Origin of the sequence: Methyloversatilis sp. NSM2 (assembly GCF_038066675.1) — a bacterium.
GTDB lineage: Bacteria > Pseudomonadota > Gammaproteobacteria > Burkholderiales > Rhodocyclaceae > Methyloversatilis > Methyloversatilis discipulorum_A.
The window spans coordinates 139,969-165,928 of sequence record NZ_JBBUKV010000005.1 but is presented as its reverse complement, the minus strand read 5'-3'; the positions used below and the strand labels follow the sequence as shown (position 1 = coordinate 165,928).

General features: G+C 67.4%; 27 protein-coding genes. 13 read left to right on the top strand and 14 right to left on the bottom strand.

What is annotated here, in order from left to right; all coding sequences use genetic code 11:
- Positions 1-23: 23 nt before the first annotated feature.
- From WJU27_RS11575 to WJU27_RS11525, 11 genes are all read right to left on the bottom strand, one after another.
- On the bottom strand, positions 24-737 hold the full coding sequence (locus WJU27_RS11575) for a type II secretion system protein (RefSeq protein WP_341422203.1): 714 nt from the start codon (positions 735-737) through the stop codon (positions 24-26).
- Entirely contained in the window at positions 734-1,633 is a 900-nt protein-coding gene (locus WJU27_RS11570) for a hypothetical protein (RefSeq protein WP_341422202.1), read from the bottom strand. The genes WJU27_RS11575 and WJU27_RS11570 overlap by 4 nt, the downstream gene beginning before the upstream one ends.
- Positions 1,630-2,034, bottom strand: coding sequence for a hypothetical protein (locus WJU27_RS11565; protein ID WP_296809348.1), 405 nt, complete (start codon positions 2,032-2,034; stop codon positions 1,630-1,632). The genes WJU27_RS11570 and WJU27_RS11565 overlap by 4 nt, the downstream gene beginning before the upstream one ends.
- A complete protein-coding gene (locus WJU27_RS11560) occupies positions 2,031-2,633 on the bottom strand; it encodes a hypothetical protein (RefSeq protein ID WP_341422201.1) in 603 nt (200 codons plus the stop codon). The genes WJU27_RS11565 and WJU27_RS11560 overlap by 4 nt, the downstream gene beginning before the upstream one ends.
- Complete coding sequence (locus WJU27_RS11555; RefSeq protein WP_341422200.1) at positions 2,630-4,153, bottom strand: hypothetical protein; 1,524 nt, start codon at positions 4,151-4,153, stop codon at positions 2,630-2,632. Before WJU27_RS11555 ends, WJU27_RS11560 begins: the two co-directional genes overlap by 4 nt.
- A complete protein-coding gene (locus tag WJU27_RS11550; RefSeq protein WP_020163556.1) occupies positions 4,153-5,355 on the bottom strand; it encodes a type II secretion system F family protein in 1,203 nt (400 codons plus the stop codon). Before WJU27_RS11550 ends, WJU27_RS11555 begins: the two co-directional genes overlap by 1 nt.
- A gap of 4 nt (positions 5,356-5,359) precedes the next feature.
- Complete coding sequence (locus tag WJU27_RS11545; protein WP_341422199.1) at positions 5,360-7,096, bottom strand: GspE/PulE family protein; 1,737 nt, start codon at positions 7,094-7,096, stop codon at positions 5,360-5,362.
- A 4-nt stretch (positions 7,097-7,100) separates the two neighbouring features.
- Entirely contained in the window at positions 7,101-8,339 is a 1,239-nt protein-coding gene (locus WJU27_RS11540) for a tetratricopeptide repeat protein (RefSeq protein WP_341422198.1), read from the bottom strand.
- Complete coding sequence (locus WJU27_RS11535) at positions 8,336-10,120, bottom strand: type II secretion system protein GspD (protein WP_341422197.1); 1,785 nt, start codon at positions 10,118-10,120, stop codon at positions 8,336-8,338. The genes WJU27_RS11540 and WJU27_RS11535 overlap by 4 nt, the downstream gene beginning before the upstream one ends.
- A gap of 109 nt (positions 10,121-10,229) precedes the next feature.
- Positions 10,230-11,603 (bottom strand): ExeA family protein, encoded by a 1,374-nt coding sequence (locus tag WJU27_RS11530; protein WP_020163560.1) that lies wholly within the window; start codon positions 11,601-11,603, stop codon positions 10,230-10,232.
- 1 nt (position 11,604) lies between these two features.
- Complete coding sequence (locus tag WJU27_RS11525) at positions 11,605-13,029, bottom strand: sigma-54-dependent transcriptional regulator (protein ID WP_341422196.1); 1,425 nt, start codon at positions 13,027-13,029, stop codon at positions 11,605-11,607.
- A gap of 108 nt (positions 13,030-13,137) precedes the next feature.
- Between WJU27_RS11525 and WJU27_RS11520 the strand changes: the two genes are divergently transcribed.
- From WJU27_RS11520 to WJU27_RS11460, 13 genes are all read left to right on the top strand, one after another.
- Positions 13,138-13,959, top strand: coding sequence for an ABC transporter ATP-binding protein (locus WJU27_RS11520; RefSeq protein WP_341422195.1), 822 nt, complete (start codon positions 13,138-13,140; stop codon positions 13,957-13,959).
- Positions 13,956-14,744: a lipid asymmetry maintenance ABC transporter permease subunit MlaE gene (gene mlaE, locus WJU27_RS11515; protein WP_341422194.1), complete on the top strand. Its 789-nt coding sequence runs from the start codon at positions 13,956-13,958 to the stop codon at positions 14,742-14,744. Before WJU27_RS11520 ends, mlaE begins: the two co-directional genes overlap by 4 nt.
- The gene (gene mlaD, locus WJU27_RS11510) at positions 14,741-15,217 is read left to right on the top strand and encodes an outer membrane lipid asymmetry maintenance protein MlaD (RefSeq protein ID WP_020163562.1); all 477 of its coding nucleotides are present in this window, start codon (positions 14,741-14,743) and stop codon (positions 15,215-15,217) included. Before mlaE ends, mlaD begins: the two co-directional genes overlap by 4 nt.
- A 32-nt stretch (positions 15,218-15,249) precedes the next feature.
- Entirely contained in the window at positions 15,250-16,131 is an 882-nt protein-coding gene (locus tag WJU27_RS11505; protein ID WP_341422193.1) for an MlaA family lipoprotein, read from the top strand.
- Between the two features lie 85 nt (positions 16,132-16,216).
- The gene (locus tag WJU27_RS11500) at positions 16,217-16,861 is read left to right on the top strand and encodes an ABC transporter substrate-binding protein (RefSeq protein ID WP_029143539.1); all 645 of its coding nucleotides are present in this window, start codon (positions 16,217-16,219) and stop codon (positions 16,859-16,861) included.
- Positions 16,858-17,157 carry an STAS domain-containing protein gene (locus WJU27_RS11495; RefSeq protein WP_020163565.1) on the top strand — a complete coding sequence of 100 codons (300 nt, stop codon included), beginning with the start codon at positions 16,858-16,860 and terminating at the stop codon, positions 17,155-17,157. The genes WJU27_RS11500 and WJU27_RS11495 overlap by 4 nt, the downstream gene beginning before the upstream one ends.
- Positions 17,158-17,205: 48 nt before the next feature.
- Positions 17,206-18,120 carry an ABC transporter ATP-binding protein gene (locus WJU27_RS11490; RefSeq protein ID WP_341422192.1) on the top strand — a complete coding sequence of 305 codons (915 nt, stop codon included), beginning with the start codon at positions 17,206-17,208 and terminating at the stop codon, positions 18,118-18,120.
- Entirely contained in the window at positions 18,120-18,878 is a 759-nt protein-coding gene (locus WJU27_RS11485; RefSeq protein WP_020163567.1) for an ABC transporter permease, read from the top strand. The genes WJU27_RS11490 and WJU27_RS11485 overlap by 1 nt, the downstream gene beginning before the upstream one ends.
- A 2-nt stretch (positions 18,879-18,880) precedes the next feature.
- Positions 18,881-19,114, top strand: coding sequence for a BolA family protein (locus tag WJU27_RS11480; RefSeq protein WP_020163568.1), 234 nt, complete (start codon positions 18,881-18,883; stop codon positions 19,112-19,114).
- A 7-nt stretch (positions 19,115-19,121) separates the two neighbouring features.
- Complete coding sequence (gene murA / locus WJU27_RS11475; RefSeq protein ID WP_020163569.1) at positions 19,122-20,384, top strand: UDP-N-acetylglucosamine 1-carboxyvinyltransferase; 1,263 nt, start codon at positions 19,122-19,124, stop codon at positions 20,382-20,384.
- A 27-nt stretch (positions 20,385-20,411) separates the two neighbouring features.
- Positions 20,412-21,056: an ATP phosphoribosyltransferase gene (hisG, locus tag WJU27_RS11470; protein WP_019919464.1), complete on the top strand. Its 645-nt coding sequence runs from the start codon at positions 20,412-20,414 to the stop codon at positions 21,054-21,056.
- Positions 21,053-22,360: a histidinol dehydrogenase gene (gene hisD / locus WJU27_RS11465; protein WP_341422191.1), complete on the top strand. Its 1,308-nt coding sequence runs from the start codon at positions 21,053-21,055 to the stop codon at positions 22,358-22,360. The genes hisG and hisD overlap by 4 nt, the downstream gene beginning before the upstream one ends.
- Before the next feature lie 105 nt (positions 22,361-22,465).
- Positions 22,466-23,284, top strand: coding sequence for a DUF2189 domain-containing protein (locus tag WJU27_RS11460; RefSeq protein WP_341422190.1), 819 nt, complete (start codon positions 22,466-22,468; stop codon positions 23,282-23,284).
- On the opposite strand, the gene WJU27_RS11455 is transcribed toward WJU27_RS11460, so the two are convergent.
- The 3 genes from WJU27_RS11455 to hisC form a co-directional block, all read right to left on the bottom strand.
- Positions 23,281-23,988 carry a PEP-CTERM sorting domain-containing protein gene (locus WJU27_RS11455; protein WP_445928435.1) on the bottom strand — a complete coding sequence of 236 codons (708 nt, stop codon included), beginning with the start codon at positions 23,986-23,988 and terminating at the stop codon, positions 23,281-23,283. The two genes, WJU27_RS11460 and WJU27_RS11455, sit on opposite strands and share 4 nt — an antisense overlap.
- Positions 23,989-24,168: 180 nt before the next feature.
- The gene (locus WJU27_RS11450; RefSeq protein WP_341422188.1) at positions 24,169-24,741 is read right to left on the bottom strand and encodes a hypothetical protein; all 573 of its coding nucleotides are present in this window, start codon (positions 24,739-24,741) and stop codon (positions 24,169-24,171) included.
- A 57-nt stretch (positions 24,742-24,798) separates the two neighbouring features.
- A complete protein-coding gene (gene hisC / locus WJU27_RS11445; RefSeq protein ID WP_020163574.1) occupies positions 24,799-25,866 on the bottom strand; it encodes a histidinol-phosphate transaminase in 1,068 nt (355 codons plus the stop codon).
- Between the last annotated feature and the right edge of the window lie 94 nt (positions 25,867-25,960).

Sequence of the window (25,960 nt, the reverse complement as noted above, 5' to 3'; positions counted from 1 at the left end):
ATCTGTTGTTGTTGAGAGGCGGGTCACGGCAGCTGCCCGGAATTGATCATGCGGCCGAACAGCACAAAGCGCGATTCCCACAGCACCAGATCGTCGAACTCGCCACCGACCGCGTCCGCGCTGCTGCTGCCCTCCCGCGCATACAGCGTCTGTTCGGCACTATTTGCGGGTTGGGAGCTGTTCACGTCTTCGTCAATATTGCTCGTCGAATCGTCGACGATCAGCGTGCCGACCGCGGTCGTCGCACCGCGGCCGTTCTCGCCATGCGACCACAGCGCGTAGGCGACCGCCGTCTGGGTGACGATTTCCGATTGCGTGCCGGCCGCGTCGCGCGCGTAGATGCGAATGCTGCCGGTGTCACTGAGCGCGATGCGCCCGGCCGAGCTTTTCACCATTCCGGACGACACGACGTAGCCGAGCCGGTTGCCCCAGCCGTCGAGTCCGCGTACGCCCAGTGTCGTCCACGGCAGCAGGCCGCGTCGGCTGGCGCAACTGCCGCCGGCGCGGCTCTGTTCGGTGCCGTCGGTAGCCGACACGGCGGGGCAGGGCAGCGAGCGATTGGCGACCGCGTAGGCGGTGACCGCCTCGCGCGCCTCGCGCAGCGCGTCCTGCGTTTCGGCGATGCGCGCGCGCAGCATGGCCATCTGCAGCGTACCGATCGCGCCGACGCTGAGCAGCGCGATGATGGTCAGCGCCACCGCGATCTCGACCAGCGTGAATCCGCGCGCTGTCTTCATGTTCCGCTGCACGGGCTGGCGCACGCCGGGAAGACGCCGAGCGCGCGCGACACGCTGCCGCCGTCGGCCAGCGTAATGCGTCCGCTGCTGGCGGTGACACAGACCTGGGGACACCACAGGTTCTGCGTCCACCAGACATGGGTTGGCGTGCCGCCCGCGAGCTGGATGTCGCCAAGCACGCGTGCGCCGGCGGTGGCGAACAGGCGCGGCGTGTCCATGCCGAGCACGCTGTCGTTGAAGCCGTCGCCGGCGAGCAGCGTCACCGCATTCAGCCCGCTGCTGTGCGGGTAGGGCGTGCCGCCGACCTCGACATCCTCCAGGAACTGCGCGAGGTCGCCGCTGCGGCAGCCGGACAGACCGCTGACCGCACCACGCTGCTGACCGGGTAGTGGCAGTCCAGGCGCGATGACGACCGCCGCCAGCCGGCGACCGGTGGCGCCTTCGGCGTTCACCTCGACGATTTCGCCCGGTGTGGCCGGATTCAGTGCCGGCGTGTCGGCCGACGTGCCGCGCTCGCTGGTCTGGATGTTATTGCTGTAGCGGGGACTGCGGGCGTACCAGAGACATTCCCCGGCGCCGTCGAGCAGCGGGCCGAGGCCCAGCGTGCGCCAGGGCAGGCGGCCGATGTGCGCGCTGCAGTTCAGGTCCGATACGCCGTCGTTGTCGAGGTCGGGGCAGGGCAGCGCGCCCGGCGAATTGTCGTGGCTGCCGGCTGCATTGCCGAGCGCACCGTAGGCGACCAGGGCCTCGCGTGCCCGCGCCAGCGCGCGCTCGGTGGCCAGCGCCGCTTCGGCGCCCGGCGGCGATGACAGGGCGCGTGCCAGCGTGGCCATCGCCAGCAGACCGAGCAGACCGACCGCGATCAGCAATGCGCTGCCCTGCTGACGACGCTTCATCGCGTGCGCCCCGGGCGGATGTCGATGGCGGCACCCGATGGCGTGGCTTCGCCGGCTTCGTCCACCGCCGCCTGCTCGCCTGGACGCAGACGCAGCGGGCGGCCATCGGCGCCCTTCAGTTGCAGCGTGGCGCCGACGGTACGGGCCGGCAGCGCCGACAGTGTTTCGCCATCGGCTGGCGCGCCATTGACGAACCAGGTCGGCGGGCCGGACGAGCGGGTGACGACGCCGTCATGGCGCACGGTGCCGACCTGACGCGGTGCGGTGTTGTCGACCGGCTGACCGCGACGGGCGTCCAGCCGGGCCCGTTCCTCGTCACTGTAGAACAGCCGGCCCAGCGGCTGCGCCACAGCGGCGCCGCAGAACGCGACGAGCAGCAGAGCGAGCGCGTGCCGTTTCACGAGCCGGCTCCCTGGCGTGGGCGGAAGGTGATCCAGTCGAGCAGGCAGTCCGCCACCAGCTGTTCCGCCTCACTGGCGACGGCGGCGCGCGTGACGCTGCATTCGCGCACGCGAACGACGGCCGATGCATTGAATGCGAGGTCGTCGAGCAGGGCGATCAGCTGACCTTCGTGCAGCAGCGGCGTGCGAATGCGCAGCGTGCTGCCGGCGGCTTCGAGCTGATCGGCATCCGCCGGCGCGATCAGCGGATCGAGCGGGCGCTGCGGCGAGAACTCGTAATCGACGGCACCGAGGTGGTGTCGCGCGCGCGCGTCGCGGATCAACTCCACCCAGGCCAGACGCTGTTCCGTACCGACCGCACCGCGCTCGACCAGATGGCGGAAGCGGTCGATCTTGGCGGCGATTTCCGCCTCCTCGGCGCGCGCCCCGGCGAGCGCGCGCTGCGCGTCGGTGCGTGCGACCAAGGCGCGTTCGTGTGCCTGCCGCACGTCGCTGGCGAGCCGGGTGCTGGCCCACACCGCCGCCGCGCCGGCCAATGCCATCGCCAGTGCCAGCAGCGCGCTGCCCCCCGCCTTGCGCAGATCGCCCGGCCGCATCATGGTGCCAGCACCCTGCTGATGCGCAGAGAGAACGGTGGCGCATTGCCGGCATCGGTCCGCTCGGTGCGGGTGCCGCCGCGCAATACCTGGCCGGATTCGAGATCGAAAGGCTGGCGCAGTACCTGGACGTCCAGTCCGGGGCGCGCGCGCAACTGGCCGGCCAACGCGTCGACCACCTCCAGTGCGCGCCGCTGCTGCGCTCCGAATTCCTCCGGCAGGTGGGCGTGCACGATCAGTTCGGCACGCATCGGCGGCAGCGCGCCAGTGTTCCCGTTCGCCAGGTCGGCGGCGAGTCGCCACTCGAGCTTGTCCAGCGTCACTTGCGGCAGCTGTTCGAGTACCGCCCCCAGCTCGCGCATCAGGCCGTCCGGCATCGCGCTGCGCTGTTCGATCTGCAGACTTCGCTCATGCACGACACGCAGCGTGTCCAGCGGCACCGGCGTCGGCGGCAGCCGGCGGATGATGTCGGCGCGCGCACGCTGCGCGCGCTGTGCGTCGTCGTTCAGGCGCAGCGTGTCCTGCCGCATTTCGAAGCTGTCGAGTGCGCTGTGCGCCGAGAACAGCAGACAGGCCGCCAGCGCTACGCTGCCGGCGGCGCGCAGCGCGAAACGGGTGAGCCAGATGCGGTGGAAGCGACGTTCGGCCGACGGCGCGAACTGCTCTGCCGGGGTGCTGCGCATCAGCGCCTGCACGAACAGTGTCTCGCTGTTCATGTCCTGCGGCGGCGGCCGCAGGCCCAGACGGGCGGCCGCCTGCTCGCTGTCTATCAGTTCGAACTGCAGCGTGTCGTTCGACCGGCAGGCGAGCGCGAAGTCGTCCATGTTTGCCGGCGGGACCAGCACGCGCACGGTCAGCGGCGTGTTGCGGGCGATCAGGCGCTGGCCGAGCAGATAGGGATGCAGCCGTCGCGCCTCTTCGGCGCAGGCGCGCGGCAGGTCGTTGCTGGACAGTGCGCTCAGCGGTGTGAGGCGCGAGAAGCGCAGCCGGCCGCCCTCAAAGAAGCTCTGCCGTACGCCGGCAGGGCTGATGCCCAGCAGCAAGGACTGGCCTTCGGTCACGCGCAGCCGTTCGAGTATCGGTTCGCTGACCAGCGGCACGCTGTGGATGCCACTCAGCGCCGCTTCGGCAGCGCGCAGCGCCGCCAGCCAGGGCTCAAGATGAGCGGGGCGGGTGAGCGCGCAGAACAGCATCTGCTCGTCGCGGCGACCGCTGCGCAGCCGGCCGAGAGAATGCGCGCAGGTGAAGGGGGTGCCGAAGAAATGCTGGGCCAGCTTGCGACGCAGCAGCGACACGCGGTCGCCGCCGCGGACGAAGGGCACGTTTTCGGCGACGAAGGCCTCGTCCACCAGATCGCACAGCAGCAGGAAAAGACTGTCGCGGCGCTGGCGCAGGAACTCGGCGAACTGCACATGGCCTTCGGCGTCGTTGGCGAAGCGCCCGCGCAGCGTCACCTCGCCGGCCCGCCATCCCCAGGCGACCAGTTGCGTGGCGTCGAGATAGAGCACGTGGCGGCGCGGCATCAGATCTTCAGCCGGGTCAGCATGTCGTACACCGGTCCCAGCACCGAGAAGGCGACGCCCATCAGCAGCAGGCCGAGCACCAGCGTCAGTGTGGGTTCCATCGCCGCCTGCGCGCGGGCGATCGACTCGCGCACATCGCGCGTGTAGAAGTAGGACACCTCGCGCAGCGCGCGGTCGAGTGCGCCGGTGCTTTCGCCGACGCGCAGCATGCGCACCACGAGTGGCGGAAACAGGCCCACGCTCTGGAAGGCGGCGGTGACGTTCTGGCCCTGGCCGATCAGCATGCCGGCGCGCCGCAGCGAATCGCGCACCGCCTCGTTGCCGACCACGTCCTCCGAAGTGCGCACGGCGTCGATAATGGGGATGCCGGCGCCGTACATCATCGCGAACATGCTGGCGAAGCGCGACAGCACCACCTTGTGCAGGATGGGGCCGACCACCGGCAGATTGAGCTTGATCCAGTCCACCCGCTGGCGCAGTGCCGGGTTGAGGCGCAGCAGCGCCGCGCCGCCGACGACCGCCAGCACGACGAGCAGGATGAGCGCCGGCCACCAGGCCTGCAGGAATTCCGACGTACCCATCAGGATGCGCGTCTGCAGTGGCAGTTCGAGCCCGGTGTTGCGGAAGAAGCGCGCCAGATCGGGCACCACCACCAGCATCAGCACGCCGATCACGAACAGCAGGAAGGTGCCGACGATGGCCGGGTAGGTGAGCAGACGGCGGGTCTGCGACACCAGCTCATCCTCCCACTTGAAGGCCTCGACCTGTTCGCGCAGCACTTCCGGCAGGTTGCCGGTCAGTTCGCCGGCGCGCACCAGTGCGCAGAACACCTTGCTGAAGGCGCCCGGATGTTCGGCCATCGCCTGCGACAGCGAACGCCCGCCCTCGATGCTCTCGACCAGCGAGGCGACGATTTCGCGCATGCGCGGGTGTTCGGTCGAATCGCGCAGGTCGGTCAGTGCCTCGATCAGCGGCACGCCGGAACGCACCAGCTGTTCGAGGTGAAAGCTGAAGTTGATCAGTTCGATACGCGGCAGGCTGTGGCCGAACAGCGGCTGCGCGTGCTTCATCGGCTGGCCGTTCACGAAGTCGAGCTGCATGCGCTTCAGGCGCATTTCCAGATCGACCAGGTTGGCGGCGTCCATGCGGCCGAACACCATACGGCCCTGCGCGTTCATCGCCTTGTACGAGAAGATGGCCACCGCGCTACCTCGCGTACCAGTCCGGCCCGCCCTGGCTCATGCGCTCGGTCAGGTCGACCACGCGCGCCAGCTCTTCCAGCGAGGTCGAGCCGTCGAGCACGCGCCGCAGGCCGTCCTCGGCCAGCGTACGGAAGCCCTTGGCGCGGGCGGCGTTGCGCAGTTCGCGCGCGGTGGCGCGGCGGGCGACCAGCTCGTCGAGGTCGGAATCCATGCGCAGCAGTTCCATCACCGCCAGCCGGCCACGGTAGCCAGTGAATTCGCAGGCCGGGCAGCCGACCGCGTCGTGGATGTCCGGCGGATTGCCGTCGCGCACGCCGAGCAGATGTACTTCGTGCGGCTCGGCCGCGCGCGCCCGGCGGCAATAGACGCACAGCCGGCGCAGCAGACGTTGCGCGATCACGCCGATGATGTTGCCGGCCATGATGTCCGGCAGGATGCCGATGTCGAGCAGGCGCGGAATGGCGCCCAGCGCCGAATTGGTGTGCAGCGTCGAATACACCTGGTGACCGGTCATCGCGGCGCGGAAGGCCATGTCGGCGGTTTCGGCATCGCGGATCTCGCCGACCAGGATGATGTCCGGGTCCTGCCGCATCATCGAACGCACGCCGTTGGCGAAATCGAGCTTGACCGATTCGGCGACCGAGGTCTGGCGGATCTGCGCCATCGGGTACTCGACCGGGTCCTCCAGCGTCATGATGTTCACGCCTTCGGAATTGATGTGGTTCAGCACCGAATAGAGCGTGGTGGTCTTGCCGCTGCCGGTCGGGCCGGTGGCGAGGATGATGCCCTCCGGTCGCGCGATCATCAGTTTCAGCTGGTCGAGCTGCGACTCGGCCAGACCGAGGCCGTCGAGCGGCACGATGCCGCGTGCGCGATCGAGGATGCGCAGCACGATGTTCTCGCCGTGCAGCGTCGGTTGCGACGACACGCGGAAGTCCACCGGCCGACCGCTGATGGTGAGCGAAATGCGGCCGTCCTGCGGCGCGCGCATTTCGGCGATGTTCATGCCCGCCATCACCTTGATGCGCACCGCCATCGCCGGCCAGTAGGAGCGGTGCAGCGCACGGATCTGCCGCAGCAGGCCGTCGATGCGGTAACGGATGCGCAGGAAGCCGGCTTCCGGCTCGAAGTGGATGTCGGACGCTTCGCGCTTGACCGCATCGGTCAGCAGCGCATCGATCAGGCGCACCACCGGCTGGCTGTACTCGTCGGCCGACGCGGCCAGCGCGCGGTAGTCGACCTCGCCGGTTTCCAGTTCGGTCAGGATGCCTTCGATCGACAGTTCGTGGCCGTAGGCCTGGTCGATCGCGTGCGCCAGCTCGGTTTCGCCGGCCAGCACGGTGTCGAGGTCCATGCCCTCGGGCAGCAGCGCGCGCAGCTGGTCGAGGGCGACGATGTCGTTTACGTCTGAAACGGCCACCGTCAGCCGACGGGCGCTCGGCGCGTAGTTAAGCGGCAGCAGCAGATGGCGCTTGGCGAGCGCCTGCGGCACCAGGCGCAATGCGTCGGCATCGACCAGCGCGTGCGTCAGGTCTACCGTGCGCTTGCCCAGCGTGACGCCGAGCGCGTCGCGCAGCGTCGCTTCGCTGACGAAGCCGAGCTGAACCAGCAACCGGCCCATCGGGATGTTCTGCCGTTGCTGTTCCTGCAGCGCGATGCGCAGCTGGTCCTCCGACACCAGCCCCTGCGCGAGCAGCATCTGGCCAAGCGGCTGGCGTTGTGGTTTGACCGGAGCATTCATCGCGTCAGCGTGCCTCCAGCGACCGGATGCGCGCCGCCACCATGTCGGCATCGAAGGCCGCGGCGTGCTGCGCGCGCAGCGACATCGCCTCGCGGTAGTACTGTAGTGCGAGGCGCGGCTGGCGCAGCTGGTCCAGGCTGACGGCGAGGTTGTAGGCGTGGTCGGGCTGCTCGGGTGCCAGCGTGTAGGCGTTGAAATAGGCCTGCTGCGCCTCGCGCCAGCGCGCCTGCGACGCATACAGCGAACCGAGCGCGAACGCGGCGGCGGCCGATTTCGGCTGGGCAGCCGCGATGTCGAGCAGGCGCGCTTCCTGGACTGCCGGATCGACGTTGTCGCTGAGTGCGACGCGGGCGGCGGTATCCGACGGATCGACTTCGGCGATGCGCCGCATCAGCTGGCGCACGCCGGCTTCGTCGCGCCGGTGCTGGGCCAGCGCGGCCAGACCGTGCAGCGCGTCGGGATTGCGCGGATCGGCGCGCAACGCGCGTTCGTAGGCGATACGGGCGCGGTCGAACTCGCCAGCCTGGAAGGCGGTGTAGCCGTCCGCCACGTCCTGCGGCACGGCGGGGGCATTACGGGTAATGCGGATCGGCGCGGCGGCTGGTGCGGGCGGCGGCGCCTCGACCACCGGCGGGTTGGCCGACAGCTGACCGGACAGGAAACGGGACGAATCCGGCATCGCCGGCGCGGTTACGGGAAGCGCGGCCCGGCTCGGGGCGATCGGCTCGGCGGCAGGCGCGGTAGCGGTAGCGGTCGGGGGGGCCATGGCCAACGGAGACTGTTCGACCGGCGCCTTGACCGGTTCGGCCATTGGCGTGTTCGTCGGGGCTGCGACGGGTGCTGCCACGGGTATTGCAGGCGCCGAGCGGCCGCTGTCCAGCGACGACAACTGCCAGGCGACCCAGCCGCCGACGCCGAGCAGCAGCAGCGCGCCGCCACCGAGCAGCCAGGCCAGCGAGGACGGACGCGACGTCGGCTTCTTCGCGTCGAACAGCAGGCGCGCCGCCTCGCTGCCCGGGCTGGCGGGCGGCGGTATGGACGGGGTGGGTTCCGGCACGTCGAGCCCGGCGAAGCGGGCGGCCTGAGCGATTTCGTCGTCGATCAGTTCGAGTTCGTGAGCCGGGGTGATGCGCGGGGCGGCGGGCGCCGGCTGCGGCTCGGTAGCCGGTGCGTCGCCACCGCCCTCGTCGTCGCGACGCTTGGCCGCCTCGGCCTTCTTCAGCGCCTCCAGCAGCAGGCTCACGGCGCCGGCTCCGTGGACGGTCCTTTCGGCGGCTGCAGCGTCGGCGGCGGAAAGGTCGGCGTCAGGAAGTCTCGACCCGGCAGCGCGCTGCTCAACGGCGCGTAGTCGCCGTCCAGGCTGGCGTCAGCGATGACCACCGGGCGGATCAGCACCACCAGTTCGGTCTTGCGCGAGGTTTCGTTGCGCGCCGACAGCAGCGGTCCAAGTATCGGCAGCACCGATACACCCGGAATGCTGTCGCGACGGAAATTGATCTCGTCCTGCATCAGCCCGCCGAGCACGGCGGTTTCGCCGCTGGCTACACGCATCACCGATTCGAGTTCGCGCGTCTGGATGACCGGCACCAGATTCGGCGCGCTGAGGTCGGGCGTCGGGTCCTGCGCGTCGCCCACCTTGCGCGAAATCGTCGGCCGCACATTGAGCAGCACGAAGCCGTCTGCGCTGATCTGTGGCGTCACCGCCATCACCAGGCCGACCGACACGGAACGCGGCGTCGCGGTGAAGCTGCGTACCGCCTGCGTGTTGGTGTTGGCGACGACGTCGGACTTGATCTCGAAGTAGACGATGTTGTTGACCACCTTGAGCAGCGCGGTCTGGTTGTTCAGCACCGACAGTTTCGGGCTGGACAGCACCTTCACGTCGCCATAGGTTTCGAGCAGCTTGATGCTGTCCGACAGTTCGCGGTTGCGTCCGAGTCCGATCGCGAAGGGCTGGTTGGTCGTGAAGTCGGTCGAGGTGGTGTTCAGCGACAGCGTGGCGCCACCGCGCTTGCCGCCGCCGGCGAAGGCGGTCCAGTCTATGCCCTGCTGGTAGTTGTCGGTCAGCTGCACCTCGGCGATGGTTGCCTCGATCAGCACCTGGCGGCGCGCGATGCGCGTCACCTGGGTGATGAATTCCTGCACCTTCTCGTGCTGGCGTGAGGTGGCGCGCACATTGATGACGCCGGTCTCGGGATTCAGGATGACGGCCGCCGCTTCGCGGAAGGTGGTCCGCCGCTCAGGCGGCGTTGCCGAGCCCTCGGCACCGGCCATCGGTGCCACCGGCGCTTCGCTGCTCTCGGCCGGCAGCAGCTTGTCGGTCTCGCGCAGCAGGTCGCGGATATTGCGTTCCAGCGATTCCCAGAAGCGGTTCCGCGCGACGTTCTCGATGCGCGTGCTCGAACTGTTGCCGGCGGCCGTCGCACCAGTGCCGACGACGCTGCCGCCACCGCCGCCGGCGCTGCTGACCGCGGCCGACGTGGTCGAGGCGATCTGCGTGTTGATCGACACCGCGCCGGTCACGTCGCGCGACATGTTCACGTAGTCGACGCGGTAGCTGCGCAGGAAGGGGGCGTCCGGCATCACCACCAGATTCTGGCCGTCCAGTTCGAAACGCATGTCGACCTGGTGGGCGATGCGCGCCAGCAACTGCGGCAGCGTCTGGTCGATCGCGTTCAGCGTGACTGCGCCCTCGATGCCCGGGTGGATGTCGACGTTGACCCGAGCGTCGCGCGCCAGCGCGAACAGCAGTTCGCGCACCGGTACCTGATTCACCACCACGCTGTAGGTTTCGGTCTTGTGCCGCGGTTGCGGCTGCGGTGGCGCGAGCGGCCGGGTGACCGGCGGCGGGATGTCGTCGGCCGGTCGTGCCGCGGGCTTGTCGGCCAGTACATGGGCGGTTGAGGCCGGCTGCGGCGCATGTACGGCGCAGCCGGTCAGCAGCGCCATCAGGGTGCCGAGCAGACCGATGCGGCGGTAACGGGAGGGCCGTCCGGTCCGGGTGTCGGCAGGTGCAGCACGCATCGATGCGGTCATGGTCGCGGTGGCGGACGGGGTTCGGAAAAGGATGGTACGCGCAATCATTGGCGGATCAAGATGATGCGCGGGCCATCGTACACGATAAATTCCATTGTCATGGTTTGTCGGTGCGCAGGCTGCGCAGCTGCCGCACGACGGGCCGCGTGCCGCGTATCCAGTCGGGCATCGCGTCGACCGCCTGCTGCGCGCTGCGCAGATCGGCGAAATCGCCATAGATCACCGCCAGCTGCGTGTCGCCCGCGGTGTCCGTGCGGTAGGCACGCAGCTGCTGCGGATCAAGTGCGCGGCCCGCGCGACGCACGTAGTCGAGCACGTGGTCGGCACGACCGGCGGGCACCGACATCAGTTGCACGAACCAGCGTTCGCCCGGGGCCGTCGTCGACCAGGCCCGGCTCGCCGTCAGCAGCGATTCCAGAGGATCGGCCGGAGCCGGCGCAGGAGGCGCGGCCAGCTCACCTGTATTCGCGGGCAACGCGGCCGGGGTGGGCGGCGTCGGCGCTGTCGCTGCGGCCGCCTCCGCGCGGGCGGTCACCGTGTCGGCAACCGACGGTGCGGCCACCCGATCGCCGCGGCCGAGCAGATAGCCGGCGCCGACCAGCGCAACTCCGCCCAGCGTGAGCAGCAAGTTGCGCGCTGCCTTGCGCTGCGGCGGCAGGTCAGCGCGCGTCTGCGTGTCGGCGGCGGCGCGTTGCGCGTCGGCCAGCGTCACCGCGTGTGCGTTGCGGGCGAAAGCGGCCAGCAGGGACTTGTCGGCCAGCACGTTGATGCGCCGGGTGAGACCGCCGGAATCGCGCGCGATGCGTGCCGTCGCCGCCCGCTCGAACACAGCCGGGCCTCGATAGCCGGCGGCGCGCATGCGGAAGTCGATGTAGGTCGCGACGTCATCCGGCGCCAGCGGGTCGAGCCGGAAGTGTTGCGTGATGCGGTCCTTCAGCTGGCGCATGTCCGGCCGGTCGAGCAGGGCGTCGAGTTCCGGCTGGCCGAACAGCGCGATCTTGATCAGCTTGTGGCGCTCGGATTCGAGATTGGACAGCAGGCGGATCTGTTCCAGCGTATCGGCCGGCATCGCATGCGCTTCGTCGATCAGCAGCACGATCTGCCGACCCGCCGAGAACTCGGCGACCAGCGCCTGCTGCACTGCGCGCAGCATGCGGTGAGCGCTGTCGCCAGCGGTGTCGGCGCAGCCCAGCTCGTCGGCCAGCACGGCCAGCAGCTCGCCGCGGTTCATCAGCGGATCGGCCAGGTAGATCGCGCGCAGGTGCGGCGGCAGTCTGCCAATCAGCACGCGCGCGAGCATGGTCTTGCCGGTGCCGACTTCGCCGCTCACCTTGACCAGACCCTCTTCGCGGCCGAGCGCGTAGACCAGCGCGTCAAGCAGCGCGCTGCGGTTGGCGCCGCCGAAGAAAAAGTCGGCGTGCGGGGTGATCAGGAAGGGCGCTTCGCGCAGGCCGAAGTGATCGAGATACATGTCAGTCCTGCGCGCCGGCGTCGCCGTCCGGCGCTTCCATCCGGTGATACAGCGTGGTGCGCGCGATGCCGAGCAGGCGCGCCGCAGCGCTGACGTTGCCGCGCGCCAGGCGCATGGCTGCATCTATATAGGCGGATTCCCACTCGCGCAGCTTGGCGTCGAGGCGGAAGCCGCCGGCGCGCAGTTCGGCAGTGGCGATGTCTATCAGGTCGCCGTCCTCGTCCGCAGCCGCGCCGCTGCGTATGGTCGGGTCGAACTCGGCGAGCAGGGCCTCGCGACCGACTTCCTGACCCGGATACTTCGTGGCGAGACGGATGACGATGTTGCGCAGTTCGCGCACATTGCCGGGAAAACCGTAGTCCAGCCAGGCGGTGCGCGCCGCGGCGTCGAGCGTGAAGGGCGGGCGGGCGAGCTGGGCGCAGAACTGGCTGCGGAAATGATCGAGCAGGCGCAGGCGGTCGTCGCCCATGTCGCGCAGCGGCGGCAGCGAAATGGTGAATACGCTGAGCCGGTGGTAAAGATCCGAGCGGAAGCGGCCGGCGCGCACTTCGGCGCCGAGGTCACGGTTGGTGGCGGCGACGATGCGCGCGTTCGACCGCCGCAACTGGGTTTCGCCGACGCGCTGGAACTCGCCGTTCTCGAGCACGCGCAGCAGCTTGGCCTGCAGGTCCAGCGGCAGTTCGCCGATCTCGTCGAGGAAAAGCGTGCCGGCGGCGGCTTCCTCGAAATAGCCCGCGCGCGCCGACTGCGCGCCGGTGAACGCACCGCGGGCATGACCGAACAGCGTGGGTTCGACCAGACTGGGCGAGATGGCGGCGCAGTTCAGCGCCAGGAAGGGGCGGTCGCTGCCGCCGACGGCGTGCAGGCGGTTGGCCACGATGTCCTTGCCGGTGCCGGATTCGCCCTCGATCAGCACCGGGTAGGGCAGGCGTGCGTACTGCTCGATCTGCGCGCGCAGGCGTTCCACCTGTGCGCTGACGCCGATCAGGGCCGGCAGCGCCGGCGCGTCCTCCTCGTGACAGGTCCGCGCCAACTGGCGCAGCAGCGCATTGAGCGCCTGCGGCTGCGCCGGTTTGGCGACGAATTCGGTGGCGCCGAGTGCGCGAGCGTGGCGCGCGACATTCTCCTCGCCCTGGCCCGACAGCACGACGATGCGCGTGTCCTGCGAATGCGCCAGCAGGTCGGCGATCAGCGCGTAGCCTTCATCGGGACGATGCGGGTTGGGCGGCAGGCCGAGATCGATCAGCGCCAGCGCAGGCGGACTCGCCTGCTCGCGCAGCCAATTGATGGCGGCGCTGCGCGATGCGTGGCTGACCACGTCGAAATCCGCTTCGAGCAGGAAAGACAGCGAGTCGGCAATCAGCGGATCGTCGTCGACGATGAGCAGTCCGGGGCGGCTCGCAGGGGATCGGGCTGAATTCGGCATGTGTGCCGGTCATCATAGCGCAGCGCGCAGCGGTGGATTCCGCCCGGCGGAGGCGCCCGGCGCGTCTGCTACAATCCGCGACCTTTACCACAAGACCGTTCCGCGCTCGTGTCCGCTTCCCCTCCGGCCGAAGACATTCTGGTCGACCTGTCGAGTGTCGACTTCGCGTACGACAAGCGGCCCATCCTGACCGGCATCAATCTGCGCATTCCGCGCGGCAAGCTCGTCGCCATCATGGGTGGCAGCGGCTGCGGCAAGACGACGCTGCTGCGCCTGATCGGCGGTCAGCTGAAGCCGACCGCCGGCCGCATCCAGGTGGCCGAGCACGATCTGGCCAAGCTGTCGCGTCGCGACATGTACGCGCTGCGCCGGCGCATGGGCATGCTGTTCCAGTTCGGCGCGCTGTTCACCGATCTGACCGTTTTCGACAACGTCGCTTTCCCGCTGCGCGAGCACACCGATCTGCCGGAAGACATGATCCGCGATCTGGTGCTGATGAAGTTGCACGCGGTCGGTCTGCGCGGCGCGCACAAGCTGATGCCGAACGAGCTGTCCGGCGGCATGTCGCGCCGGGTGGCGCTGGCGCGCGCGGTGGCGCTCGATCCGATGCTCATCATGTACGACGAGCCTTTCGCCGGCCTCGATCCGATCTCGCTGGCGGTGGTCGGTCAGCTCATCCGCAAGCTCAACGACGCGCTCGGCGCCAGTTCCATCATGGTGACGCACGACGTGCACGAATCGCTGGAAATCGTCGATTACATCTACTTCCTGTCGGGCGGCAAGGTGGTCGCGCAGGGCACGCCGGACGAGATCCGCGCCTCGACTGACCCGTTCGTGAAGCAGTTTGTCAATGCCGAAACCGACGGGCCGCTCCCTTTCCACTATCCGACCGACGACTACCGCCAGGCCCTGATGGAGGTCCGTTCATGATCGCGCGCGTGTTCCGCGCCATGGGCGCCCGCACCGTCGATGGCATCTGGCGGCTGGGTTTCGCCACCCGCTTCTTATTTGCCATCCTGCTGCGCTCGGGCACTTCGTTCGCGCGCTTCCAGCTGACGATACGCGAGGTTTTCTCGACCGGCGTGCTGTCGCTGATCATCATTCTGGTGTCCGGCTTCTTCGTCGGCCTGGTACTCGGCCTGCAGGGCTACGAAACGCTGCAGCGCTACGGTTCCAGCGAGGCGCTGGGCATTCTGGTCGCACTGTCGCTGGTACGCGAACTGGGTCCGGTAGTCGCCGGCCTGCTGTTCGCCAGTCGCGCCGGCTCGGCGCTGACTGCCGAAATCGGCCTGATGAAGACGACCGAGCAGCTGAAGGCGATGGACATGATGGCGGTCGACCCGATCGCCCGCGTCGTCGCGCCGCGCTTCTGGGGTGGCGTCATTTCGATGCCGCTGCTGGCCGCCCTGTTCTCGACCATGGGCGTGTTCGGCGCCTGGTTCATCGGCGTCGTGTTCATCGGCGTCGACGACGGCGCTTTCTGGTCACAGATGCAGGCGTCGGTCGATTTCCGATACGACATCGTGAACGGCGTCATCAAGAGCGTCGTTTTCGGCTTCGCGGTCGCGCTGATCGCGGTTTTCGAAGGTTATGACTCGGCGCCCACCGCCGAGGGCGTGTCGCGGGCGATCACCCGTACCGTCGTCAATTCGGCGCTGGCCATTCTGGCGCTGGACTTTGTGCTGACCTCCTTCATGTTCAGGGGCAATGGATGAACCGTACCGTTCTCGACCTGTGGGTCGGTGTTTTTGTCGCCGTCGGCGTGGCTGCAGTGTTGTTTCTGGCACTAAAGGTCGGCAACCTTGCGTCCGCTAACATCGGGGAGACATACAGGCTGCAAGCCAACTTTGATAACATCGGCGGCCTGAAACCGCGTGCTCCCGTAAAAAGTTCGGGTGTCGTGGTGGGCCGGGTGACGGAAATCACTTTTGACCCGAATCTGTATGTCGCCGTGGTGAAAATGGATGTGGACAAGCGCTACAGTTTCCCGCGCGACACTTTCGCAACCATTCTGACCTCGGGTTTGTTGGGTGAGCAGTACATCGGTTTCGAAGTCGGTGGCGACACCGAAATGCTTCAGGCCGGTGCCACCATCACCAAGACGCAGTCTGCAGTGGTGCTTGAAAAGCTGATCAGCCAGTTCATGTTCAACAAGGCTGCCGAGAGCCCGACCGCTCCCGAGCAGTGACGTACCGAATGCATAGCCGGGAAGCCCGACAGATGACCAAAACCAACAAGCAGTCGAATCTCAACATCCGCTCGGTGCTTGCCGCCACCGCTGCAGCCACGCTGTTCACCGGCTGTGCGACCTCGGGCAATCCCAAGGATCCGATCGAAGGCTACAACCGCGCGATGTTCTCGTTCAACGAGACGGTCGACAAGGCCGTAATCAAGCCGGTCGCCCAGGGCTACGACTTCGTGATGCCGGATCCGGTGCAGACCGGCGTCTCCAATTTCTTCGCCAACATCGCCGACCTGTGGACGGGCGTGAACAACCTGCTGCAGGGCAAGCCGGTCGATGCGCTCTCGGACGCCGGCCGCGTGCTGGTCAACTCGACCCTGGGCATTCTCGGCCTGTTCGACGTCGCGACGCCGATGGGCCTCGAAAAGCACGAGGAAGATTTCGGTCAGACCCTCGGCCGCTGGGGTGTCGGCGACGGCGCCTACGTGGTGCTGCCGATTCTCGGCCCGCGCACCGTGCGTGATACCTTCGGTCTTGCTGCAGACATCTATGTCGACCCGGTGCGTGACGCCGATGCTCATCGCGGCTACCGCAACACCGCCATCGCGCTGCGCGCCATCGACACCCGTGCCAACCTGCTGAAGGCGGAGGATGCGCTCGAAGCGGCGGCCATCGACAAGTACGCCTATGTGCGCGACGCCTATCTGCAGCATCGCCGCAGTGCCATCCATGACGGCAACCCGCCGCGCGAAGCCGATGACTCGGCGTCGCTGCCCAGCGAGAACCTTCTGACGATGGAACCGCTCGAATCGACATGGACGATGATGCTTGTCGGCGCGCCGGAGAAGTCGGACGTTGATGCAGCGAATGCGTCCGAGCCGGCCACCGAACCGGTGGACACCGCAGCCGTCTCGTTCTGATCGGCAGGCCCGGCGCTACGCCGGGCAGCGCGGTCATCACGGCCTGTCGCGTTCCGACAGGCCTCTTTCTTTTCCGGGAGCACATATGTTCAAGCGCTTTGTTCAATTACTGATGGTTGCCTTCGCCGCAAGTGCGGTCGCGCAGGCAAACGTGCTGAAGGCGCCGGACGTGCTGGTCAAGGAAGTGACCGAGGATGTCCTGACCACGCTGCGCACCGATCCGTCGATCAAGGCCGGCGATACGGCCAAGACGGCGGAACTGGTCGAAACCCGCGTGCTGCCGCATTTCAATTTCACGCGCATGACGGCGCTGGCGCTCGGCAAGGAGTGGCGCGCGACGACGCCCGAGCAGAAGAAGGTGCTGACCGAAGAGTTCCGCACCCTGCTGGTGCGTACCTATTCGAACGCGCTGACCAGCTATCGCAACCAGACCGTCGATTACCGCCCGTTCAAGATGGGCGCCGCCGACACCGACGTGACGGTGCGCACGCAGATCAACCAGCCGGGCGGTCGCCCGATTCCGCTCGACTACGCGCTGGAGAAGAAGGAAGAGGGCTGGAAGGTGTACGACGTGATGGTGTCTGGCGTCAGCCTGGTGACCAACTACCGCGAAACCTTTGCCGCAGAGATACGTGCCGGCGGTGTCGATGGTCTGGTCAAGACGCTGCGCGCCAAGAACGCATCGACCGCACCGGCTCCGTTGCCTGCGCCGGCTGCGGCGGCCAAATGATCGCGCTCGACAACGGCGTGCTGCGCGTCAGCGGCACGATGCGACTGCCCGAGGCGATGGCGCTGCGCGACGCCGGTCTGGCGCTGCTGCCTTCGGCAAAGTCGATCGACCTGTCGGCAGTCGAGGACGTCGATTCGTCGGCCATCGCCGTGCTGCTCGCGTGGGAACGTGCGAGCGGCGGCAGCGATGGCCCGCTGCCGGTCACGGGTGCACCGGCCGGACTGACCAGCCTGGCCCGACTGTACGAGGTGTCGTCCTACTGCGGACTGGACGCCGACGACGCGACTGCTCGCTGATGTGTGCTTCTTCCGGCCTCCTGTGGGGGCCGGTACTGCAGTTCTTTCATGTCTGATTCCACCGCTGCCTTGCTGATCGAGGGCGTCTGCAAGCGATTCGGTTCGCTGCAGGCGCTCGACAACGTTACGCTCGAAGTGAAGCAGGGCGAATTCTTCGGCCTGCTCGGGCCGAACGGCGCCGGCAAGACCACGCTGATTTCCGCGATGGCCGGCCTGTGCCGTGCCGATTCCGGCTCGATCCGCGTGCTCGGGCACGATACGGTGACCGACTACCGCGCCGCGCGCGCCCGGCTGGGCGTCGTGCCGCAGGAACTGGTGTTCGATCCCTTTTTCACCGTGCGCGAAACGCTGCGCATCCAGTCCGGTTATTTCAGCCTGCGCCGCAACGACGACTGGATCGACGAAATCCTGCAGCGGCTGGATCTCGAAGCGAAGGCGGACGTGAACATGCGCCGCCTGTCCGGTGGCATGAAGCGACGCGTGCTGGTGGCGCAGGCGCTGGTGCATCGGCCGCCGCTCATCGTGCTCGACGAGCCCACGGCCGGCGTCGACGTCGAACTGCGCCAGGGCCTGTGGGCCTTCGTGCGCGACCTGAACAGGCAGGGCCACACCATCGTGCTCACGACGCACTACCTCGAAGAGGCGGAAAGCCTGTGCGGGCGTATCGCCATGCTGAAGCAGGGGCGGGTGGTCGCGCTGGAACGGACGGCCGACCTGCTGTCGCGCCGTGTGCAGCAGACGCTGCGTCTGCGGCTGGGCGGTGGTGCGGCGCTGCCGGCCGAGTTCCGCGCCCTGGCGCGGGCCACGCCCGACGGCCGGGTCGCCATCGTGCTCGACAGCGCGGACGACGTCGCGGCCTGTCTGGCGCGATTGCGCGCTGCGGGCGTCACCTTCGACGACATAGAACTGGTGAAGCCCGATCTCGAGGACGTGTTCATCGCCATGATGCAGGACGCTGCCTGATGAGCATGGCCCTGCGTACCCTGCTGTACAAGGAGTTGTTGCGCTTCTGGAAGGTGAGCTTCCAGACCGTGGCGGCGCCGGTGCTGACCGCGCTGCTCTACCTGTTGGTGTTTTCGCACGTGCTCGACCGCCAGGTCGAAGTCTATGGCGGTGTCAGCTATACCGCCTTCCTGGTGCCGGGCCTCGTCATGATGAGCCTGCTGCAGAATGCGTTCTCGAACAGCTCGTCGTCGCTGATCCAGTCCAAGGTGACCGGCAACATCGTATTCGTGCTGCTGCCGCCGATTTCCTACCGCGAGTTCTTCGCCGCCTATGTGCTGGCCGCGGTGATACGTGGCCTGGTGGTTGGCGCGGGCGTCTGGCTGGTGACGTTGTGGTTCGTCGAGCTGCCTTATGCCCATCCGCTGTGGATACTGTTCTTTGCCACCGTGGGTGGAGCAATTCTTGCAAGTCTCGGCGTGATTGCGGGCATCTGGGCCGACAAGTTCGACCAGCTGGCCGCTTTCCAGAATTTCGTCGTGATGCCGCTCACCTTCCTGTCGGGTGTGTTCTACTCCATACACACGCTGCCCGACTTCTGGCAGGCGGTGTCGCACCTGAACCCTTTTTTCTACATGATCGACGGTTTCCGTTACGGCTTCTTCGGACAGTCGGACGTCTCCCCGTGGATCAGCGCCCTGGTCGCGGGCGGCAGTTTCGCGGTGCTTGCGGGCATTACGCTGAACATGCTGGCGCGCGGCTACAAACTGAGAAGTTGAACATGGTCACTCCCGAAAGCATCCAGGCTTCCATCACCGCCGGCATCGACTGCCAGCACTGTCAGGTCGCTGGTGACGGCCAGCATTTCGAGGCCATCATCGTGTCGACGGCCTTCGAAGGACTGCGCAGCGTGCGCCGTCACCAGCTGGTCTATGCCGCGCTGGGCGACCGCATGCGCGAGGAAATCCACGCGCTGTCGATGAAGACGCTGACGCCGGACGAGTGGAAGGCCTGATCGCCCGATGGACAAGCTGTTGATCGAAGGCGGCCATCGTCTGCAGGGCGAGGCCGAAATGTCGGGCGCGAAGAACGCGGCGCTGCCCATTCTGTGTGCCGCGCTGCTGACGCGTGAACCGCTCACGCTGACCAATGTGCCGCAGCTGAACGATATCGGCACCATGCTCAAGCTGCTGGCGCAGATGGGCGTGGCGGTGCAGCGCGACGGTTCGACCGTCACGCTGGATGCGTCCGGTCTGAACAATCCGGTGGCGCCCTATGAAATGGTGAAAACCATGCGCGCCTCCATCCTGGTGCTCGGCCCGCTGGTCGCGCGCTGCGGCGAGGCGCGCGTGTCGCTGCCCGGCGGCTGCGCCATCGGCGCGCGCCCGGTGGATCAGCACATCAAGGGTCTGCAGGCGATGGGCGCCGAGGTCGCGGTCGAGCACGGCTATGTCGTCGCGCGCACGGCGCGGCTCAAGGGTGCGCGCCTGTTCACCGACATGGTGACGGTCACCGGCACCGAAAACCTGATGATGGCAGGCGCGCTCGCCGACGGTGAGACGGTGATCGAGAACGCCGCGCGCGAGCCCGAAGTGGTCGATCTGGCCAACTGCCTGGTTGCCATGGGCGCCCGTATTTCCGGCGCCGGCACCGACGTGATCCGCATCCAGGGTGTCGAGCGCCTGCATGGCGCGACCCATCGCATCATGCCGGACCGCATCGAAACCGGTACCTATCTGTGTGCGGCCGCCGCGGCCGGCGGCGAAATCCGCCTGACCGGCACGTCGGCCGGCTACCTGGATGCGGTGATCGACAAGCTGATGGACGCTGGCTGCGACATCCGCACCGAGAAGTCGCCGTCCTTCGAAGCCATCGTGCTGAAGGCGCCGGACAAGCTGAAGGCGGTGTCCATCCGCACCGCGCCCTATCCGGCTTTTCCGACCGACATGCAGGCGCAGTTCATGGCGATCAACACCGTGGCCGAAGGCACCGCCATCATCCGCGAAACGATTTTCGAGAACCGTTTCATGCACGCGGTCGAACTGGCCCGTCTGGGGGCCGACATCCGCATCGACGGCAATACCGCCGTGGTGCAGGGCGTGGCACAGCTCGACGGCGCGACCGTGATGGCGACCGACCTGCGCGCCTCGGCCGGTCTCATCATCGCCGGCCTGGTGGCGCGCGGTGAAACGCTGATCGAACGCATCTATCATCTGGACCGCGGCTACGAGCGCATCGAGCAGAAGCTCAGCGCGCTCGGCGCCACCGTCCGCCGCGTGTCCTGACGACACGCCATCCATACGAGGCACACCGTGCAAGGCATCACCCTGGCGCTGTCCAAAGGGCGCATCTTCGAAGAAACGCTGCCGCTGCTGGCGGCGGCCGGCATCGTGCCGACCGACGATCCGGAGTCGTCGCGCAAGCTCATCATCGGTACCAACCGACCTGACGTGCGCCTGGTCATCGTGCGCGCCTCCGATACGCCGACCTATGTGCAATACGGTGCGGCCGACCTCGGCATCGCCGGCAAGGACGTGCTGCTGGAGCATGGCGGCGCCGGCCTCTACCAGCCGATCGACCTGAACATCGCGCGTTGCCGCCTCAGCGTGGCGGTACCGGCCGGTTTCGATTACGAACAGGCGGTGCGCCGGGGCGCGCGGCTCAAGGTGGCGACCAAGTATGTGCACACCGCGCGCGAACATTTCGCCGCCAAGGGCGTCCACGTCGACCTGATCAAGCTGTACGGATCGATGGAACTGGCGCCGCTGGTGGGGCTCGCAGATGCCATCGTCGATCTGGTCAGCAGTGGAGGCACCTTGCGTGCGAACAATCTGGTCGAGGTTGAACACATCATGGACATCAGCTCGCGTCTGGTCATCAATCAGGCGGCGCTCAAGGTGAAGCACGATCTGCTGACGCCCATCCTGGAGGCGATTCAGGGGGCGGTGCAGGCATGAGTGCAACGAAAATCAGCCGCTTTGATTCGAGCGAGCCGGACTTTCTCGGTCGGCTGGATACGCTGCTGGCCTTCGAAAGTTCGACCGACGACGCGATCGAGACGGCCGTCGCCGGCATCCTGCGCGACGTCCGTGCACGCGGCGACGAGGCGGTCATCGAGTACACGCGCCGTTTCGACCGCATGGACTGCGCCGCCATGGTCGAACTCGAACTGCCGCGCAGTGAGCTTGACGCCGCCTACGCGGGACTGGGCGATACGCAGCGCGCCGCGCTGGCCGAAGCCGCCGACCGCGTGCGGCTCTATCACGAGCGCCAGAAGCAGGATTCCTGGGAATACGCCGAAGCCGACGGCACCCGCCTCGGCCAGAAAGTGACGCCGCTGGACCGCGTCGGCCTCTACGTGCCGGGCGGTCGTGCGTCCTATCCCAGTTCAGTGCTGATGAACGCAATTCCGGCCAAGGTCGCGGGCGTCAAGGAACTGATCATGGTGGTGCCGACGCCCGGCGGCGAACGCAATCCGCTGGTCCTGGCCGCCGCGGCGATCACCGGCGTCGATCGCGTGTTCACGATAGGCGGCGCGCAGGCGGTTGCCGCGCTCGCCTACGGCACGCAGACCATTCCGCAGGTGGACAAGATCGTCGGCCCGGGCAACGCCTATGTCGCCAGCGCCAAGCGGCGCGTGTTCGGCACGGTCGGCATCGACATGGTGGCCGGTCCGTCCGAGGTGCTCATCATTTCCGACGGCCACGGCAATCCGGATTGGGTGGCGATGGATCTGTTCGCCCAGGCCGAGCACGACGAACTGGCGCAGTCCATCCTGCTGTGCACCGACGCCGCCTTCCTCGACCGCGTGCATGCATCGATCGACCGGCTACTGGCTGAAATGCCGCGCCGTGACACCATCGCGACATCGCTCGCCAACCGCGGCGCGCTGATCAAGGTGCGCGATCTGGCCGAGGCCTGCGACCTCGCCAACCGTATCGCACCTGAGCACCTCGAAATCTGCACCGAAGATCCGCGTGCGCTGGTCGACAGCATCCGTCACGCGGGTGCGATGTTCCTCGGCCACTACTCGGTCGAGGCGCTGGGCGACTACTGCGCCGGGCCGAATCACGTGCTGCCGACGATGCGCAGCGCGCGCTTCTCCAGCCCGCTGGGCGTGTACGACTTCCAGAAGCGCACCTCCATTCTCGACATTTCGGCCGAAGGTGCGCAGAAGCTGGGCCGTATCGCGTCGGTGCTGGCGCACGGTGAGGGCCTGCAGGCCCACGCCCGCTCGGCGGAAATGCGGCTGAAGGACTGACTTCCACGCGGCCACGACCCGGCGTACAGTGGCGCCCGGGTCGTGCGCCCGACCTGACCGGTCATGCGCACGTCGTTGCAGCAGTGAACCGATCAGGGAGCAGCCATGCAGCAGTCCGAACACCCCGAAGCGCCACAAGCCGTCGGGGATGCGCAGGATCTACCTTTCCCGGTGGTGCGTGAGGTCGGGTTGTTCGCCTGTTTCGACTGGCTTGGCCGGGCGTTTCAGGACATGCGCGCGAGTCCTGGTGGCAGCCTGTTCTATGGCGCCTGTTTCGCCTTCATGGGGCTGGTGCTGACCACGGTGTTTCGCCATGCCTATCACCTGACTTCGGCGCTGGTGTGCGGCTTCCTGCTGCTCGGCCCCTTCCTGTCGCTCGGCCTGTACGACCTGTCCCGCCAGCGCGAGTCCGGGCAGTCGCCGGTGCTGGCGCATTCACTGACCGCCGGCGGCCACAATGCCGGCGCGATCGGCGTATTCGCCGTCATCCTCATCATCATCTTCCTGGTGTGGGCTCGTGCCTCGCTGGTGGTGTTTGCGCTGTTCTACACGACGCAGATGCCGTCGGTGGACCACTTCCTCGAACAGGTGCTGACGCTGCAGAACGTCGAATTCCTGATGGCTTACGCGGTCGTCGGCTTCATCTTTGCATCGCTGGTGTTTGGTGCCAGTGTGGTCGCCATCCCGCTGATGCTGGACCGCCGACAGGACGCGGTGACGTCCATTCTCGCCAGCCTGTTCGCGCTCGGCCACAATCCGGGGCCGATGCTGGTGTGGGCCGCGCTCATCGTGATTTTCGCGGTGATCGGTTTCCTGACCTTCTTCCTTGGACTGATCGTACTGATGCCGCTGGTCGGGCATGCCACCTGGCACGCCTACCGGGCGCTGATCGAACCGCTCCAGCACCCGGCAGCCGTCGCTTAGCGCCTGCGGAACAGACCCAGCACGCCGAGCCCCGCCATCATCATCAGCGCGGTCGATGCTTCGGGTACGGCGGAGACCGCGAACGGCGTCGTGTCGGGCACGGCGTCGGCATGAACGCCGTCGGTGAAGGCAGTCCAGTTGGCGACGTCATTCACCGTGCTGCGGTAGGCCGCGAAATCGGCGGCGCCGCTGCGTGAGCCCGTGTAGCTGGCGTAATCGGTGCTGGCGGGCAGGGCGATCGCATTCACGCCAGCGGTGAGGCCGGCTGCGCTCAGTGCCGTTGCGGCTGCTGCTGCACCTTCCGACGACACCGCAGCAAGAAAGGTTGTCGGAGCCGAGGTGCCGCTGCCGACATAGGCGTAGAGCGTGTCGGCCGTGCTGCTGAGCGCGGCATTGCCGGTGCCGCTCAGGCTGCCGGTAGATGCTGCGCGACCTGCCTGATCGATGTCGCTGAAACGGATGACCGTGCCGGCCGCGATGATGCCGGCGCCGGTCTGCCAGGTGTGGAAGCCTTCGGAACTGGTGAAGGCGGCGCCATCCCAGTTGCTGTCGGTGAAGTAGATCGTGCTGTTGGCCGCCAGATCGGTCAGCGCGACGATGGCCCAGCCGTCCTCGTCGGCATTGAAGGCGGTAAACGCGATATCGCCCGCCCCGAGCGCGTGGGCGCCCTGTGCAGACAGGCACAGCGACGCGATGCACAGCATTCTTGCTGAAAACATGAACACCTCCTCCTGAATGAATGCAGCCGTTCCGGATGGAACGGCCTGCCGGGGGTGGTGTGTCTCCAGCGGCTGCGAGACCGCTCAGGCGATGTAATGGTTGATGTGTGTGCGCCCACCCGGCGTCAATCTATGACATCGGGCTTGAATATGCAAAAAGAATATTCAGCGCAGCGTCAGGCCGGTCCACCCCTGCTTGCGCAGGCACTCGTAAAGTCCGCGGGTGACGGTGCCGGCCGTGGTGTCGGGCGCGTGGGCTTCGCCCAGCGTGGACAGGCATTGCGTCTGGTCGGCAATCAGTTCGTTCGCGCCGGCGCCCATCTTCGACCACATCGCGATGCGCAGGCGGGCGAGCGGGTCCTTCGGAACGGCGGGGGCCGGTGCGGCGGTGGTGCGGGCCGCCGGAGCGGGCCGGGCCGGTTCGGCGTCCGGCGAGGCCGGTTCGGCGCCCGGCGTGGCCGCTTCGGCCGCGGGCGCCGGTTGCACTTCAGCGGCTGCTTCGCTTTCCTCGACCGACACCAGCGTGATCTGCGACAGCTCCTCGGTCGAGCGCGTCCACCAGCCCTTCGCCTCCATGCACTGGATGAAGGCGGTCCGCTCCGTGGTGGTGCCCATGCAGGCGCGCTCGTCGCGGCGATAGTCGGCGCCACCAGCCCCCTGCTTGAAGGACACGCTGGTGCAGCCGGCGAGCAGGCCGAGCGTCAGTGCGGAAAGGAAAAGCGGGCGGGTAAGGCGCATGGCTGAACGGAAAGAGGACGAAGACCTCTCCCGTTCAGCAAGAAGTGCTCCAGCGCGTCAAACGATGTCCTGCAGGGCTTCGACCAGCGCGTCGCACTGCGCATTGGTCCCTACCGTGATGCGCAGGAACTGGTCGATGCGCGGCGCCTTGAAGTGGCGGACCAGGATGCGCCGCTCGCGCAGTTGCGCCGACAGGGTGGCCGCGTCGTGGCGCGGATGGCGCGCGAACACGAAATTCGCCGCCGACGGCAGCACCTCGAAGCCGAGCGCGCTCAGTTCCTCAGCCAGCCGTTCGCGGCTGGCGATGACGCGGCGGCGGGTCTGGTCGAACCACTCGCGGTCCTGCACAGCGGCGGTCGCACCCGCCAGCGCCAGGCGGTCGAGCGGGTAGGAATTGAAGCTGTCCTTCACCCGCGTCAGGCCTTCGATCAGCGCCGGCTGACCGATTGCGAAGCCGACGCGCAGACCGGCCAGCGAACGGGATTTCGACAGCGTCTGCGTCACCAGCAGATTGGGGTGGTCGGCGACCAGCGCGACCGCCGATTCACCGCCGAAATCGATATAGGCCTCATCGATCACGATCGGGCTGTCCGGCAGCGCCGTGGCGAGGCGCTCGATGTCCGACAGGGGCAGCAGGCGACCGGTCGGCGCGTTCGGGTTCGGAAAGATGACCGCGCCCGGGCGGGCTTCGATGTAGTCGTCGATGCGGATCGCGAACTGGGCGTCCAGCGGCACGCACTGGTAATCGATCCCGTACAGCCTGCAATAGACCGGATAGAAGCTGTAGGTGATGTCCGGGAACAGCAGCGGCCGGTCGTGCTTGAGCAGGCCGATGAAGGTGTGCGCCAGCACTTCGTCCGAGCTGTTGCCGACGAACACCTGATCGGTGCCCACGCCGAAATGTGCGGCGATCGCTTCGCGCAGCGCCAGTCCGGTCGGTTCCGGGTAGAGCTTGAGCCGGTCGCCGTCCACGTCCAGTTCGGCCTGCATCGCCGCGACGGCGCGCGGGCTGGGCGGATAGGGGTTCTCGTTGGTATTGAGCTTGATCAGCCCGTCTATCTTGGGTTGCTCGCCCGGCGTGTAGGGCGACAGGGCGTGGACGACGGGGCTCCAGAACTGGCTCATGATGGTGCAGGCGACGATGTGACTGTTGTTGGGCGGGACGTGTTGCGGTGCGCGCAGGCTGGCATGGCCCGTTGCAAGTCGATGTTATCATCCG

What these genes read in the sequence shown, in the direction of transcription:
- WJU27_RS11570 (WP_341422202.1), bottom strand. Translation starts at nt 1,633, where the DNA reads ATGAAGCGTCGTCAGCAGGGCAGCGCATTGCTGATCGCGGTCGGTCTG.
- WJU27_RS11505 (WP_341422193.1), top strand. Translation starts at nt 15,250, where the DNA reads ATGACCAAAACCAACAAGCAGTCGAATCTCAACATCCGCTCGGTGCTT.
- WJU27_RS11525 (WP_341422196.1), bottom strand. Translation starts at nt 13,029, where the DNA reads ATGCCGAATTCAGCCCGATCCCCTGCGAGCCGCCCCGGACTGCTCATC.
- WJU27_RS11495 (WP_020163565.1), top strand. Translation starts at nt 16,858, where the DNA reads ATGATCGCGCTCGACAACGGCGTGCTGCGCGTCAGCGGCACGATGCGA.
- WJU27_RS11530 (WP_020163560.1), bottom strand. Translation starts at nt 11,603, where the DNA reads ATGTATCTCGATCACTTCGGCCTGCGCGAAGCGCCCTTCCTGATCACC.
- WJU27_RS11460 (WP_341422190.1), top strand. Translation starts at nt 22,466, where the DNA reads ATGCAGCAGTCCGAACACCCCGAAGCGCCACAAGCCGTCGGGGATGCG.
- WJU27_RS11555 (WP_341422200.1), bottom strand. Translation starts at nt 4,153, where the DNA reads ATGCCGCGCCGCCACGTGCTCTATCTCGACGCCACGCAACTGGTCGCC.
- hisD (WP_341422191.1), top strand. Translation starts at nt 21,053, where the DNA reads ATGAGTGCAACGAAAATCAGCCGCTTTGATTCGAGCGAGCCGGACTTT.
- hisC (WP_020163574.1), bottom strand. Translation starts at nt 25,866, where the DNA reads ATGAGCCAGTTCTGGAGCCCCGTCGTCCACGCCCTGTCGCCCTACACG.
- WJU27_RS11450 (WP_341422188.1), bottom strand. Translation starts at nt 24,741, where the DNA reads ATGCGCCTTACCCGCCCGCTTTTCCTTTCCGCACTGACGCTCGGCCTG.
- mlaE (WP_341422194.1), top strand. Translation starts at nt 13,956, where the DNA reads ATGATCGCGCGCGTGTTCCGCGCCATGGGCGCCCGCACCGTCGATGGC.
- WJU27_RS11490 (WP_341422192.1), top strand. Translation starts at nt 17,206, where the DNA reads ATGTCTGATTCCACCGCTGCCTTGCTGATCGAGGGCGTCTGCAAGCGA.
- WJU27_RS11545 (WP_341422199.1), bottom strand. Translation starts at nt 7,096, where the DNA reads ATGAATGCTCCGGTCAAACCACAACGCCAGCCGCTTGGCCAGATGCTG.
- WJU27_RS11560 (WP_341422201.1), bottom strand. Translation starts at nt 2,633, where the DNA reads ATGATGCGGCCGGGCGATCTGCGCAAGGCGGGGGGCAGCGCGCTGCTG.
- WJU27_RS11455 (WP_445928435.1), bottom strand. Translation starts at nt 23,988, where the DNA reads ATGCTGTGCATCGCGTCGCTGTGCCTGTCTGCACAGGGCGCCCACGCG.
- murA (WP_020163569.1), top strand. Translation starts at nt 19,122, where the DNA reads ATGGACAAGCTGTTGATCGAAGGCGGCCATCGTCTGCAGGGCGAGGCC.
- WJU27_RS11480 (WP_020163568.1), top strand. Translation starts at nt 18,881, where the DNA reads ATGGTCACTCCCGAAAGCATCCAGGCTTCCATCACCGCCGGCATCGAC.
- mlaD (WP_020163562.1), top strand. Translation starts at nt 14,741, where the DNA reads ATGAACCGTACCGTTCTCGACCTGTGGGTCGGTGTTTTTGTCGCCGTC.
- WJU27_RS11575 (WP_341422203.1), bottom strand. Translation starts at nt 737, where the DNA reads ATGAAGACAGCGCGCGGATTCACGCTGGTCGAGATCGCGGTGGCGCTG.
- WJU27_RS11535 (WP_341422197.1), bottom strand. Translation starts at nt 10,120, where the DNA reads ATGCGTGCTGCACCTGCCGACACCCGGACCGGACGGCCCTCCCGTTAC.
- WJU27_RS11500 (WP_029143539.1), top strand. Translation starts at nt 16,217, where the DNA reads ATGTTCAAGCGCTTTGTTCAATTACTGATGGTTGCCTTCGCCGCAAGT.
- WJU27_RS11485 (WP_020163567.1), top strand. Translation starts at nt 18,120, where the DNA reads ATGAGCATGGCCCTGCGTACCCTGCTGTACAAGGAGTTGTTGCGCTTC.